A 12,735-nucleotide genomic window follows, 5' to 3' on the forward strand; every position below is an offset into this window, starting at 1 on the left:
CTGGGGGCGCGCCGATCACTTATGTCTCATCACGAAACCGTGTGCAGTCTGATCCGGCCTGAAATCGGTGGTCTCGCAGCGCCCCGAGGAGAGGCCCGAAGGCCCGCCTCAGCCGCGCCGGCGACGCCTGCGCCCGCCATCTTCGCCCGACCCACCGGTGTTGAAGCTGACCTCCGGAAGCGGCGCGATCTTGCGCAGCTCGGGGAAGGGGGCCGTGGCGTGGGGCAGCGCGTTCGCGGCGACGAAATGCTCCTGGAAGCGCGGCTCGATCGCGGTCTCGACCTTGGTGATCTGATGCACCTGCGCCTCGATCTCGCGCCGCGCCTTCACCGAGCACAGCGCCATATGCGCCCCGGTGCCTGCTGCGTTGCCCGCCGAGGTGACGTGACCCAGCGGCGCATCCGGGATCATACCCAGCACCATCGCGTGCTTGGGCGAGATATGCGCGCCGAACGCACCGGCCAGCACCACGCGGTCGACCGTGTCCACGCCCATCTCGTCCATCAAGAGGCGCGCGCCCGCATAGAGCGCGGATTTCGCCAGTTGGATCGCACGGATGTCGCCTTGGGTGACAGTGATGCGCGGGCCTTCCTCGCCGCCGTCATAGATCACGTATTCATGGGTGCGCCCGTTCGGCTCGCAGCGCGGCGTACCGACCTGCTCGGCCGAGCCGATCAGCCCCGACGTGTCCACGATCCCGGCCATCCGCATCTCGGCCACGGCCTCGATGATGCCCGAGCCACAGATGCCGGTGATCCGCGGCGTGCCAAATTCGGGATCGGTCGACCAGTGATCGTTGCCGATGATCTTGAAGCGCGGCTCCTTGGTCTCGGGGTCGATCTCGATGCGCTCGATGGCCCCGGGGGCTGCACGCTGGCCACTGGAAATCTGCGCGCCCTCGAAGGCGGGGCCGGTGGGTGAAGAACAGGCCAGAACCCGTTGTTTGTTCCCAAGAAGTATCTCGGCGTTGGTGCCGACATCGACGATCAGCGACAGGTCGTCGCGCTTCTGCGGAGCCTCCGACAGCGCCACCGCCGCCGCATCCGCGCCGACATGGCCCGCGATCAGCGGCAGGATATAGGCGCGCGCCCCAGCGCTGGCCTCGATGCCGATCTCGCGCGCGGCGAATTCAAGGCTCTCCGAGGTCGCCAGCGCGAAGGGCGCCTGACCCAACTCCACCGGATCGATGCCCAGCAGCAGGTGGTGCATGACCGGGTTGCAGACCACGACCGCCTCGACGATCTCACCCGTCTCGACTTTCGCCTCTTCCGCCAGTTGGCGCGCCAGATCGCCCATCGCATCGCGCACGGCATTGGTCATTTCCTGATCGCCGCCGGGATTCATCATCACGTAGGAGACCCGGCTCATCAGGTCTTCGCCGAAGCGGATCTGCGGGTTCATCACGCCCGCGCTCGCCAGCACCCGCCCGTCATCGAGCGCGACCAGATGCCCCGCGATCGTGGTCGAGCCAAGGTCGATCGCGAGCCCGTAGAGCGGCACCTCGCGCACGCCGGGGAAGATGCCGGTCACGCGCGGCCCGTCGCCCGCATCGTGGATCGCGACCGTGACCTTCCACTCGGCCTTGCGCAGCGCGGGCTGCAGCATCCGAAGCACATCAAGATCGGCGCGCACACCCTTGATCTGCCACTGCTTTTCCAGTGCCTGCGAAAGCCGCTGCAGGTCGCCCTCGGGGCGGTGCATATCCGGTTCGGCGACTTCGACATAGACAGGCCGCGTCGCCGGATCCATCTCCATCACGCGCTCTGAGGCCGCCTTGCGCACGACCTGTTTGTGGACCTGACTTTCGGGCGGGACATCGATCACGACGTCGTCGAGGATCTCGGTCTGGCAGCCCAGACGCCGCCCCGGTTTCAACCCGCGAATCCGGTCATAGCGTTCCTCGACCGCATTGAGCGGGCTGACCGCGTCCGGGTCCACATGCAGGCCGAGTTTCGGGAAATCCCCGAAGGAGGGCGTGCATTGGCATTTCGAGCACACGCCGCGCCCGCCGCAGACGGAATCGAGGTCGACCCCCAGCTTGCGCGCCGCTGCGAGCACCCTTGTGCCACGCGCCACGCGCCCGCGCTTTCCAGAGGGGGTAAAGATCACCTGCACGTCGTCGGCCATATCGCGCTCCCGTTTTCCTTGCCCCCGTTCTAGGGCCCAAGCCGGGCAGAGCAAAGCCCGCAACCGACGCGCCTGCATGAGAAATCGTCATCATCATCATGCAGCCGATGCGCGCCGCCCATTGCTCTCCCCAGCGCCGCGTTCTATCTAATCGAGCCATGAAGATACTCTTTCTTGGCGATGTGATGGGCCGCGCGGGCCGCGCCGCGATCACCGAAACCCTGCCGAAACTTCGCGAGGAGTGGCGCCTCGATTTCGTCGTGGTCAATGGCGAGAACGCCTCGGGCGGCATGGGGCTGACCGGCGATCACGCGAAGCTTCTGCTGGATGCGGGCGCGGATGTGGTGACGCTGGGCGATCACGCCTTCGATCAGAAGGACATGCTGCGCTTCATCGAGAGCGAGCCGCGCATCATCCGTCCCGTGAACTATGCCAAGGAAGCGCCGGGCAAGGGCGCGCGGGTGTTTCAGGACCGGCGCGGGCGCAAGGTGCTGGTGGCGCAGGTTCTGGGCAACGTGTTCATGAAACGCGCCTTCGACGATCCCTTCTCGGCCATCGAGGCCGAACTCAAACGCTACCCGCTGGGCGGGGCGGTGCAGGCAGCCCTGGTGGATGTCCATTGCGAGGCGACGTCGGAGAAGATGGCGATGGGCCATTGGTGCGACGGGCGTGCGAGCGTCGTCGTGGGTACCCACACCCACGTGCCCACCGGCGATGCGCAGATTCTCGAGAAGGGGACGGCTTACCTCTCCGATGCGGGGATGTGCGGCGATTACGATTCCGTCATCGGCATGGCGAAGGCCGAACCGATGCGCCGTTTCGTGACCGGCATGTCGAAGGAACGCTTCTCGCCCGCCCGCGGTCCGGTGACGCTCTGCGGCTTTTATGTCGAGACCGACGACAAGACCGGGCGCGCCACCCGCTGCGAAGCGGTGCGCACCGGCGGCAGGCTCGCACAATCGGTGCCAATCTGAGCGTCGTTCGCGTCCCGAGTTGCCCGAACCTCATGCCGTTACGTGGAAATTTCCTCTGCCGCGGGCAGAGCGCGCTTGCTCGTGCAACACGTGTCGATAGTATCGGCCCGATGCGCTTACGCGAGAGCCTGACATGATCCAACTGCCCTTCACCGGCACCGAGACCGCCATCGCGGCCCTTCTCGTCGTGGGGTGGATGTTCGTCATGTTCGTCCGCGAGACATGGCCGCCGGAGGTCACCGCCATGGCGGGCGCGGCCCTGATGCTGATCTTCGGATTCGTGCCTTACGAGAACGCCGCCGCGATTCTGTCGAACCCGGCGCCCTGGACCATCGCCTTCATGTTCCTGATCGTCGGCGCGCTGGTGCGGACCGGCGCGCTCGACGCGATGACGCGCTATGCGGAATCGCGGATCGACCAGAACCCGAAGCTGACCGTGCTGCTGATGTTCGGGGTCACGATGTTCGCAAGCGCCGTGATGAACAACACGCCGGTCGTCGCAGTGATGATCCCGGTCTTCATTCAGGTCGCGCGCAAGCTGAACCTCTCGCCGTCGCGGCTGCTGATGCCGCTGAGCTACGTCACCGTGATGGGCGGCATGATCACCCTGATCGGCACCTCGACCAACATTCTCGTCGATGGCGTCGTCCGGGGGCGGGGGATGGAGCCCTTCACCATTTTCGAGATCGCGCCTCTGGGCTTCGCGATCTGTCTGGTCGGCGGGACGTTCCTTGCGATCTTCGCGCCGAAACTTATCCCCGAGCGGCAATCGCTCTCCTTCATGCTCGGCGACCGTCCGAAGATGAAATATTTCACCGAGGTCGCGATCCCGGAGGAAAGCGGGCTGATCGGCGAGTCGGTGCTCGAGACCGACACGTTCAAGCGCGAGGGCGTGCGGGTGATCGACGTCTTGCGCGGCGATGCGTCGCTGCGCCGGGATTTGGCATCGGTAGAGCTGATGGCCGGCGACCGGGTCGTGCTGCGCTCCGAGATGGAAGAGCTTCTGGGGATGCAGAAGAACCGCGACCTGCGCATGGTCGACAAGCTGTCCTCGGTGCAGACCGAGACGGTGGAAGTGCTGATCTCGCCCGGCTGCCGGATGATCGGGCAGCGTCTGGGCGACATGCGTCTGCGCCGTCGCTACGGCGTCTATACGCTGGCCGCGCATCGCCGGAACCAGAATATCGGCCGCCAGCTCGACGATCTGATCGTGGTGGTGGGCGATACGCTGCTGCTCGAAGGCGCGCCCGAGGATATCGCGCGTCTAGCCTCTGACATGGATCTCGTGGACGTGTCCAAACCGCAGGCGCGCGCCTATCGCCGCTCGCATCTGCCGCTTGCCATGGGCGCGCTCGGCGCGGTGGTGATCTTCGCAGCCCTTGGCGTGGCCCCGATCCTCGCGCTTGCGATGGTGGCGGTGGCGGGCATCCTCGTGACCCGCTGTATCGATACCGACGAGGCCTTTACCTTCATCGAGGGCCGCCTGCTTGCGCTGATCTTCGCGATGCTCGTGGTCGGCGCGGGGCTGGAGCATTCCGGCGCGGTCCAGTTGATCGTCTCGGGCGTGGCGCCCTTCCTGAAGATGCTGCCGCCGCAGCTCGCGCTGATCGTGGTCTATTTCCTCGGTCTCGTCATGACCGAATTGCTGTCGAACAACGCGGTGGCGGTGATCTACACCCCGATCGCGATCTCGCTGGCTGCTGCCCTCGGACTCGATCCGCGGCCCTTCGCGGTGGCGGTGATGTTCTCGGCCTCGGTGGCCTTCGCGACCCCGATCGGGTATCAGACTCACATGATGATCTATGGCCCCGGTGGCTATAAGTTCACCGATTTCCTGCGCGTCGGCATCCCGATGGATATCGTGACCGGGTTGACCGCCTGCCTGCTGATCCCGCTGATCTGGCCCTTCTGAGGAGGTTCCCCCATGCGCTTTGCCGCCCGTCTCGCCGCCCTGTCGCTTCTCGCACCGCTCGCGCTCGCCGCCTGTGTGCCGGGGCAGGGCACCCGCGCACCCTCCTGGCCCGACCGGGTGACCTTTCAGGGCACCGTGATGCGTGTCTCCTTCATCGACGGCACGGTCTGCCGCGCGAATATCTCGGGCCAGTATACCGGCGATCTGGCCGGGTGCCCGCATCCGATGCGCTATCAGGTGACCCGGTTCGAGCCGAGCTATCTCGGCGGCGTCGCGGTCGGCAACATTTTCCAGCCCTATGCCGAGGTCACGCTGAAGGACGCGCAAGGCCGCCGCTGGAGCTTCAAGACGCCCGAGCCGATCCCCTCGCGCAGCCAGCCCGACGGGGTCCTCAAGCTGCCGCATTGATCGGCAATGGCGGGCGCCCGGCACCGCCCGCAACCCATCTATCTTGAATCATCCCCCCGTTGCGCACTATACGGGGTCGATTTCGCGACTATTCCGAACGGAGATACCCATGGCAGGCCACTCAAAATGGGCCAACATCCAGCACCGCAAGGGCAAGCAGGATGCGGCGCGCTCGAAGATGTTTTCCAAGCTCTCGAAGGAGATCACGGTCGCCGCCAAGATGGGCGACCCCGATCCCGAGAAGAACCCGCGCCTGCGCCTCGCCGTGAAAGCGGCCAAGTCCCAGTCGATGCCGAAAGACGTGATCGACCGCGCGATCAAGAAATCGCAGGCGGGAGACGGCGATGACTATACCGAGATCCGCTACGAGGGCTACGGCCCCGAGGGCATCGCGGTGATCGTCGAGGCGATGACCGACAACCTCAACCGCACCGCGTCGAACGTGCGCTCCACCTTCACAAAGAACGGCGGCAATCTGGGCACCACCGGCTCGGTGTCCTTCATGTTCGACCGGATGGGCGAGATCATCTATCCCGCCTCCGTGGGCGATGCCGAGACCGTGCTGATGGCCGCGATCGAGGCTGGCGCTGAAGACGTCGAGAGCGACGACGAAGGCCATTGGATCTATTGCACGATGGAAGACCTCTCGGATGTCTCCGACGCGCTCGAGAAGGAACTGGGCGAGGCCGAGGAAGCCAAGCTGATCTGGAAGCCCCAGAACCGCACCGAGGTCGATCTGGAAACCGCGCAGAAGCTGATGAAGCTGATCGACACGCTCGAAGACGATGACGACGTGCAATCCGTCACCGCCAATTTCGACGTGCCCGAAGAGGTCGCAGCGCAGCTGTAAGGCGATATGCACCGAAAATCGTCAAAAGCGTCCTTCGGGGCGCTTTTCTATTCGGTGCCCACAATGGTGCTATAGCGTGTCAGGACAGCGGAGTGCTCAACTTCGAACCACTCGGTGCCAAATGATCCCGAGATTTTCTGTCCACGAAACGCGCGATGAAGGTCCGTCTCAAGTTTGACAGCGTCGTCTGTCCTGAAGATGTCCCGGAGCACAGGTTTGCCCGGGCTTCCTGTCCCATACTGTGCGACCACTCGGGCAGCCACGGAGCCGATGCTACTGCTCAAGTGTCTGCCAATTTTCGTGCAGGGGTGGCCAAGACTGTCCAGGAGGCTATCCGAATAAGTGTAAACTGCTTCTCCTCCAGTCCCATGAACGCTGCAGGTCGCGACCATCTCTTCAAAGATTTGACACTGACGGAGGTTGCTTTCGAATTCGTATTCCAGCCTTGCTCCGAACTCGATCAGATTTACCTCGGAGGACCACTCGGAGAGATCTTCGAAGTTGCTAGATAACTTTACCGCTTTCGCTTTGTGGAAACCGTATTTGATAAGGCAAAATATCGACGCGTCTCGGATGTCGTCCGCCCAATCCTCTCCGGTGTCAAAATTGAAGCCCTCACCAAGCTCGGAGCGATACCGTTGTTTTGCTTCGCTAACGGTTAGCGGCAGATTTCCCTCGCGAGCGTCGCGAATGAAAAGTTCGCCAGCAATCTTCTGGAGTGGGCGCATCTGCCGGAGAACTTCATTCCGGTTGATGTGGACTGGTTTATTCATGCTCTCTAATTCCAAATCAATGTTTCTGCCGAAATCTTTATTAGGGTAAGCATGGCGAGCTTATCGTGCTTAAGAGATGGCCAACAGTGAAAGCATGTAACTTCGCGTCGTTTGGGCCTCCGGGGCGCTTTTTGCGTCTCAAACGGCCTCAAACCACCCGAATTCCGGCCCCCCGGTTTACATTCCGGGTCAGAACCCCCAGTTTGTCGCGTGACGCTCCGAGCACCCGCGTAACCCCGTGGCCTCGGCAAATTCATCTCCCCGCGAAAGGATATCACCATGACCCAGGCAAAGGCTGGCGACACCCTGCATCTTCATTACACCGGCAAGCTGGACGACGGCTCCGTCTTCGATAGCTCGGAAGGCCGCGACCCGCTGTCCTTCACGCTCGGTTCGGGCCAGATCATCCCCGGCCTCGACAAGGGCGTGACCGGCATGGAAGAGGGCGAAAAGCGCACCGTGCGCGTCGAGCCCGCAGAGGCCTATGGCGAGCATCACCCCGAGCGCATGCAGTCGGTCGACCGCGCGAACATCCCCGACGACATCCCGACCGAGCCGGGCACCCAGCTTCAGGTTCAGACCCAGGACGGTCAGACCGTGAACGTGACCGTCGCCGAGGCGAACGAGAAAGAACTCGTCCTCGACGCGAACCACCCGCTCGCCGGCAAGGCGCTGACCTTCGACGTGGAACTCGTCAAGATCGACGCGTAAGTCTGCGTTTGCTTCCAGAGCTTGAGAAGGCGCCCTCGTGGCGCCTTTTTTCATGCGCGCGAGCGTGCGCCGCGTCGCAGGAGCCTGCTCAGGCCGCCAGTTCGTTTCGCGCTGCGGGTGCCGTGACCTTCCTGCGCATTGCGGGCCCGGCACAGCGCGAGCAGGTCCGCATCGCTGCTCTCCGGATCGGCCCCCAGATAGGCGGCAAGTTTCGTCCGCAGAACGGTGAGATCCGCGGTCTTGGTCACCTTCGTGTGGTCCGTGCGCAGGGGTATGTCGAAATCACCCCAACCGAAAAAATGCCAGATGGCCTGAAACTGCCGCTCCGGGTCTTCGGTCAGGTCTTCATAGGTGACGTCGCAAACGGCCTGGTCGAGTTGCGCAAGAACCGCATCGAGATGGGCTTCGCCCTGATCGATCCGAAAGATTTCGTGGGCAAGGTCCGCCCCGGTGATCTCGTCGACCGGATCGCCGCTGCCGGATTTGTGGTTCGGCGTGCGTTGCGCCTCTCCGGCTTTCACATGGGCGACGCCGCTCTTTCGATGCACGAGACGCGAGACCGCCTGCGCTACGCGGTCGCTGCGAGAGATGCGCAGATAGGCGCTCGATCCGAAGATTTTTGCATAGGCGTCGATGAACTGTGCGTGAGCCGCCACCGGCTCCAGAGCCTCATAGGCCGGTTTGCCGAAAAAGGCTTCCGCGATCGGAGCAAGCTGGTTCGACATCACGTTGATCGCCGAGGTCCCGTTTTCGCCACGCCCCATTTCAGCCGCGGCGAAGAAATCCGCAGGCGTGATCTCATTGCGGGGTTTGCTGCGCATCAAAAGCAGGAAAAATTCGCCCGCTTTTCCCAAACCCGCGCGTTGCAGATAGTCGCAAAGCAGCGAGCTGCCGGTCCTCTGGGTGGAAAAGACGAGCAGGCAAGCCGGTCTGTAGTTATCATTGGGAGCCATTACTCACCTTTCAGTCCCGGGGCGTTTTCGCACCTGTATCATGGACGGTCTCGAGGCGCACGACCAGCCCGGTCCAGCGGGTTCGGCTTTCCGGCGCGCGATAGGGAACCAAACCCTCGGCGCCCCCCTTTCCCCACCGACGTGTCTCTGTTACGCGGCGCGCTCCATCCCAGTGACACCACCTGAATCCCGAGAGAAGGAGCCGCCATGCGCATTTCCGTCGACGTGCAGATGCAATACCAGTTCCCGCAGCCGAATACGGTCGCGCTGGTGCTCGAAGCGGCGCAGGCTCCGGGGCAGGAGATCGTCAACGCGTCGATGAACCTCGGCGATGCGAGCGTGGGCCGGATCGCGGGCGATTGCGGCGTGGGCGAGCGGATCTGGGCGCAGGTCGGCACGCAGATGACGCTGCATTATCAGGCGCTGATCGACATCACGCGTCCGGCGATCGACCTCACCCAGATGCGGGCGGCACAGCTCCACGAGCTGCCCGCCGAGGCCGCGCCCTATATCCGGCCCTCGCGCTATGTGCAGTCGGACAAATTCGTCTCCTTCGTGAGCAAGCGTTTCGGCGATCTGCAGGGCGGGGCGAAAGTGGCCGCGATCCGAGACTGGATCGAGAAGAACCTTTCATACGTGCCCGGCGCGTCGGACAGCGACACCAATGTGCTCGAGACCTTCGCGGGCCGGGCAGGGGTGTGCCGCGACTACGCGCATCTGTTCTGTGCTATGGTGCGCGCGGCGCAGATCCCGGCGCGCATGGCGTCCTCCTACGGGCCGGATGTGTGGCCGCAGGATTTCCACGCCGTGGCCGAGGTCTGGCTCGATGGCGCATGGCATATGGTCGATGCGACCGGCATGTGCGGGGCCGAGAACATGGCGCTGGTCGCGGTGGGGCGCGATGCCTATGACGTGGCCTTCATGGAATCGCAGGCCCCCGCGATGCTGATCAACCAGAGCGTCTCGGTGATCCGGGTCTGAGCGCCTTTCCTCAGGGCTTCAGCGGATAGCGATCGGCCTCCTCGAAGGCGTCGATCACCTTCGTCCCCGCCTTGAGCCGCGCCGAATGTTCTGCGCCGGCGGGGATGTCGTAGCTGTCACCGGGGCGATAGACCCTGGTCTCGCCTGCGATGGTCAGTTCCGCCTCGCCTTCGATCACCGTGCCCCACTGAGCCTTATGCGCATGGGGCGGCAGGTCGAAATCGGTGAGGAAGTGCAGGAACACCACCAGCCCCGCCTCCGTGCGGATCGCGTGGCTGCGCACCTGATCTTCGGGAAACGGCAGATCGAGGGCGGGGAAGGCCTTAATGAAATCGGGTAGCTCCATGGGCGTCTCTCCTCCTGACGGGCCTACGGGACATGCGTCACTATGTGCGCCGCGCAGGCCGCGGGCAACGCGTGCGCTCAGACTGCCGGATCAGCCCCTTCCCGGCCCCTTACAACAACACCGCTTTCGCCGCCTGCCGCAGCGCTTTGGTCAGCGGCGCGAGCGGGGCTTTCAACCTCCGCGCGCTCTGCCAGTAGAGCGGCACGTCGATCGGCGCCGGGCCCAGCCGTTCCAGCGCGCCGCTTTCCAGATGCGCGCGCACCAGCGCCTCGGGGTTCAGCCCCCAGCCCATGCCGCGCAGACAGGCCTCCACGAAGCCTTCGGTCGAGCCGATACGATGCGCCCGCAGCCCCATCGGCATGCCCGCGATCATCGAGGCCCAGCGGTCCTGCAGCCGATCCTTGGCGTTGAACTGCAGGGCAGGGGCCGCGCGCAAGGAGTGCCGGTCGATCCGGTTCGGGAAATAGCGCGCGACGAAGTCCGGGCTCGCCGTCGCGATATAGCGCAGCCGCCCGAGGCTCACGCTGTCGCAGCCCGCAATCGGCCCCTCATCGGCGGTGATCGCGCCCGCGACCTCACCGCGGCGCAGCAGCCCCGCCGAATGGTCCTGATCGTCGATCACCAGATCGAACCGCACGCCCACGACCTCGGCCAGTGCGGGCAGCACCCAAGTCGCGAGGCTGTCCGCATTCACCGCGATGCGCAGAACCGGCGGGGTTTCGGAAGGCGCAATCTCGGTTTCCAGAAGCGCCACTTCCCGCAGATGGGCGATCAGCCGCGCCCCGTCCTCGGTCGCGCGGCAGGGCGTGGCGCGGATCACCAGAACCGCCCCCATGCGTTCCTCCAATTGACGGACCCGTTGCGAGACGGCCGATTGCGACACCCCGAGCCGCGCGCTGGCGGCCTCGAAGCTTCCGGTCTCGATCACGGTGGCGAGCGCATCCAGCGCGGCATAGTCGAACATAAGTTTTACTTATACAGAGTTAGTTTAATTAAGTTGAACTTATACGCACGCCCCGGCACTGAGAAGCGTCTCTGAGCAGACTGGGGGTGAGGCGGATGGAATTGGTGGCATTCTGGGCGGGGCTGAAACTGGGGCTCGGGCTGATCGTGGCGATCGGCGCGCAAAACGCCTTCGTGCTGCGTCAGGGGCTGCGGCGCGAGCATGTCTTCGCGGTGGCGCTGTTCTGCGCGCTCTCCGATGCGGTGCTGATCGCGCTTGGCGTGTCGGGCTTCGCTGCCGCTTCCACGGCGCTGCCATGGCTGCCGGAGACGCTGCGCTGGGGCGGTGTCGCTTTTCTCAGCTGGTATGCGCTCCGCTCCGCTTTGGCGGCGATCCGGGGCGGCGAGCATCTCGACCCGAGCGCAGGCAGCGCACCGTCCCTGCGCGCCGTGCTCGTGACGGTGGCCGCTTTCACTTGGGCGAACCCGCATGTCTGGCTTGATACGGTGGTGCTCTTGGGCGCGGTCTCGGCGCAGTTCGCGGGCGCGCGGGTCAGCTTCGCCTCGGGCGCGATCGTGGCCTCCTTCGTGTTCTTCTTCGCACTGGCCTATGGCGCGCGACTTCTGGCGCCGCTCTTTGCCAAGGAGAGCGCATGGCGCGTGCTCGATGCGCTGATCGCGGTGCTGATGGGCTCGATCGCCTGGAAGCTCGCGGCGGGCGGATTATAACCGACACAAAACCGCCCCTTGCGCGCGGTGCCGAACCAGCGTCCAAGAGGGGTCATGACCGCGCAAGACAAACCCAACAAACCGCTGATCGGCATCCTGTGGATGCTCGCCACCACGGCCTGTTTCGTGATGGTGAACATCATCGTCCACTGGCTGGGCGATCAGGTGCCTGCCGCGCAATCGGCCTTCGTGCGCTTCATGTGGGGGCTGATCTTCTTCGCCCCCGCGCTAACCCGCATCCTGCGCCAGAACTTCCCGCCTCAGGTCTGGGCGCTATTCGGGCTGCGCGGGGCGCTGCATGCGGTGGCGGTGGGGCTGTGGTTCTTCGCGATGAGCAATATCCCGATCGCCGACGTCACCGCGATCAACTACCTCAACCCAATTGTGGTGACGGTGGGCGGCGCGCTTCTTTTAGGCGAGGGGCTGGCTTGGCGGCGCGTGACGGCGGTGGTCGTCGCGCTGATCGGGGCGCTGATCATCCTGCGTCCGGGGATGCGCGCGATCGAGCCCGGCCATCTCGCCCAGCTCGGCGCGGCGCTGTTCTTCGGCGGCGCCTATCTCGCCGCGAAGCGGCTGACCGATTACGTCCCCGCAGGCACGGTGGTCGCAATGATGACGCTGGTGGTGACCGTCGCGCTTGCCCCGGTAGCGATCTGGAAATGGGAGCCGATAACGCTGTCCGAGACGCTCTGGCTGGGTGCGGTGGCGGTCTTCGCAACGGGCGGGCATTACTGTATGACGCGGGCCTTCGCCGCGGCGCCTGTGACGGTGACGCAGCCGGTGATCTTCCTGCAACTGGTCTGGGCGGCGATTGCGGGCTGGTCGATTTTCGGCGAGCGCCCGGACCCTTACGTGATCCTGGGCGGTGCGATCATCATCGGCGCGGTGAGCTACATGACCTTCCGCGAGGCGCAGCTCAAACGCCGGGTGACGCCGCCTCCGCCGGCCACCAAGATCTGACAGCGCGGCGCTTTCCTGCAAATGTCGGATGCCTCCGGCGGGGATATTTGAGGCAGTTGGAAAGGGCGC

At 64.6% G+C, this 12,735-nt stretch carries 13 protein-coding genes; 8 read left to right on the forward strand and 5 right to left on the reverse strand.

Translation table 11 applies throughout. From position 1 onward, the window contains the following. Nucleotides 1-108 precede the first annotated feature (108 nt). On the reverse strand, nucleotides 109-2,127 hold the full coding sequence (locus tag F8R15_RS16065; protein ID WP_152845270.1) for an ASKHA domain-containing protein: 2,019 nt from the start codon (nucleotides 2,125-2,127) through the stop codon (nucleotides 109-111). A 158-nt stretch (nucleotides 2,128-2,285) separates the two neighbouring features. On the opposite strand from F8R15_RS16065, the gene F8R15_RS16070 reads away from it, so the two are divergent. The 4 genes from F8R15_RS16070 (at nucleotide 2,286) to F8R15_RS16085 (ending at nucleotide 6,271) form a co-directional block, all read left to right on the forward strand. Next, entirely contained in the window at nucleotides 2,286-3,101 is an 816-nt protein-coding gene (locus F8R15_RS16070) for a TIGR00282 family metallophosphoesterase (protein ID WP_078542693.1), read from the forward strand. Between the two features lie 133 nt (nucleotides 3,102-3,234). Beyond that, nucleotides 3,235-5,013 (forward strand): SLC13 family permease, encoded by a 1,779-nt coding sequence (locus F8R15_RS16075; RefSeq protein WP_083078896.1) that lies wholly within the window; start codon nucleotides 3,235-3,237, stop codon nucleotides 5,011-5,013. 12 nt (nucleotides 5,014-5,025) lie between these two features. After that, nucleotides 5,026-5,421, forward strand: a complete 396-nt coding sequence (locus F8R15_RS16080) for a hypothetical protein (protein WP_152845271.1) — start codon at nucleotides 5,026-5,028, stop codon at nucleotides 5,419-5,421. 109 nt (nucleotides 5,422-5,530) lie between these two features. Beyond that, complete coding sequence (locus tag F8R15_RS16085; RefSeq protein ID WP_078522874.1) at nucleotides 5,531-6,271, forward strand: YebC/PmpR family DNA-binding transcriptional regulator; 741 nt, start codon at nucleotides 5,531-5,533, stop codon at nucleotides 6,269-6,271. A gap of 47 nt (nucleotides 6,272-6,318) precedes the next feature. Here the strand turns inward: F8R15_RS16085 and F8R15_RS16090 are convergent, their stop codons facing one another. Beyond that, complete coding sequence (locus F8R15_RS16090) at nucleotides 6,319-7,044, reverse strand: GIY-YIG nuclease family protein (protein ID WP_152845272.1); 726 nt, start codon at nucleotides 7,042-7,044, stop codon at nucleotides 6,319-6,321. 279 nt (nucleotides 7,045-7,323) lie between these two features. On the opposite strand from F8R15_RS16090, the gene F8R15_RS16095 reads away from it, so the two are divergent. Continuing rightward, nucleotides 7,324-7,755, forward strand: a complete 432-nt coding sequence (locus tag F8R15_RS16095; RefSeq protein ID WP_078522873.1) for a peptidylprolyl isomerase — start codon at nucleotides 7,324-7,326, stop codon at nucleotides 7,753-7,755. Between the two features lie 50 nt (nucleotides 7,756-7,805). Here F8R15_RS16095 and F8R15_RS16100 read toward each other — a convergent pair whose 3' ends face one another. Beyond that, a complete protein-coding gene (locus F8R15_RS16100) occupies nucleotides 7,806-8,708 on the reverse strand; it encodes a Stf0 family sulfotransferase (RefSeq protein WP_152845273.1) in 903 nt (300 codons plus the stop codon). Between the two features lie 207 nt (nucleotides 8,709-8,915). Here F8R15_RS16100 and F8R15_RS16105 point away from each other — a divergent pair, with 207 nt between their 5' ends. Next, on the forward strand, nucleotides 8,916-9,689 hold the full coding sequence (locus F8R15_RS16105) for a transglutaminase family protein (RefSeq protein ID WP_078542696.1): 774 nt from the start codon (nucleotides 8,916-8,918) through the stop codon (nucleotides 9,687-9,689). Between the two features lie 10 nt (nucleotides 9,690-9,699). Here the strand turns inward: F8R15_RS16105 and F8R15_RS16110 are convergent, their stop codons facing one another. Both F8R15_RS16110 and F8R15_RS16115 read right to left on the reverse strand, forming a co-directional pair. Beyond that, nucleotides 9,700-10,035: a cupin domain-containing protein gene (locus F8R15_RS16110; protein ID WP_152845274.1), complete on the reverse strand. Its 336-nt coding sequence runs from the start codon at nucleotides 10,033-10,035 to the stop codon at nucleotides 9,700-9,702. A gap of 109 nt (nucleotides 10,036-10,144) precedes the next feature. After that, nucleotides 10,145-10,999, reverse strand: coding sequence for a LysR family transcriptional regulator ArgP (locus F8R15_RS16115; RefSeq protein WP_152845275.1), 855 nt, complete (start codon nucleotides 10,997-10,999; stop codon nucleotides 10,145-10,147). Between the two features lie 95 nt (nucleotides 11,000-11,094). On the opposite strand from F8R15_RS16115, the gene F8R15_RS16120 reads away from it, so the two are divergent. Continuing rightward, nucleotides 11,095-11,706, forward strand: coding sequence for a LysE/ArgO family amino acid transporter (locus tag F8R15_RS16120; RefSeq protein ID WP_152845276.1), 612 nt, complete (start codon nucleotides 11,095-11,097; stop codon nucleotides 11,704-11,706). 54 nt (nucleotides 11,707-11,760) lie between these two features. After that, nucleotides 11,761-12,666: a DMT family transporter gene (locus tag F8R15_RS16125; protein ID WP_253732690.1), complete on the forward strand. Its 906-nt coding sequence runs from the start codon at nucleotides 11,761-11,763 to the stop codon at nucleotides 12,664-12,666. Nucleotides 12,667-12,735 lie beyond the last annotated feature (69 nt).

This window comes from Thioclava sp. JE_KL1 (assembly GCF_009296265.1).
Lineage (GTDB): Bacteria > Pseudomonadota > Alphaproteobacteria > Rhodobacterales > Rhodobacteraceae > Thioclava.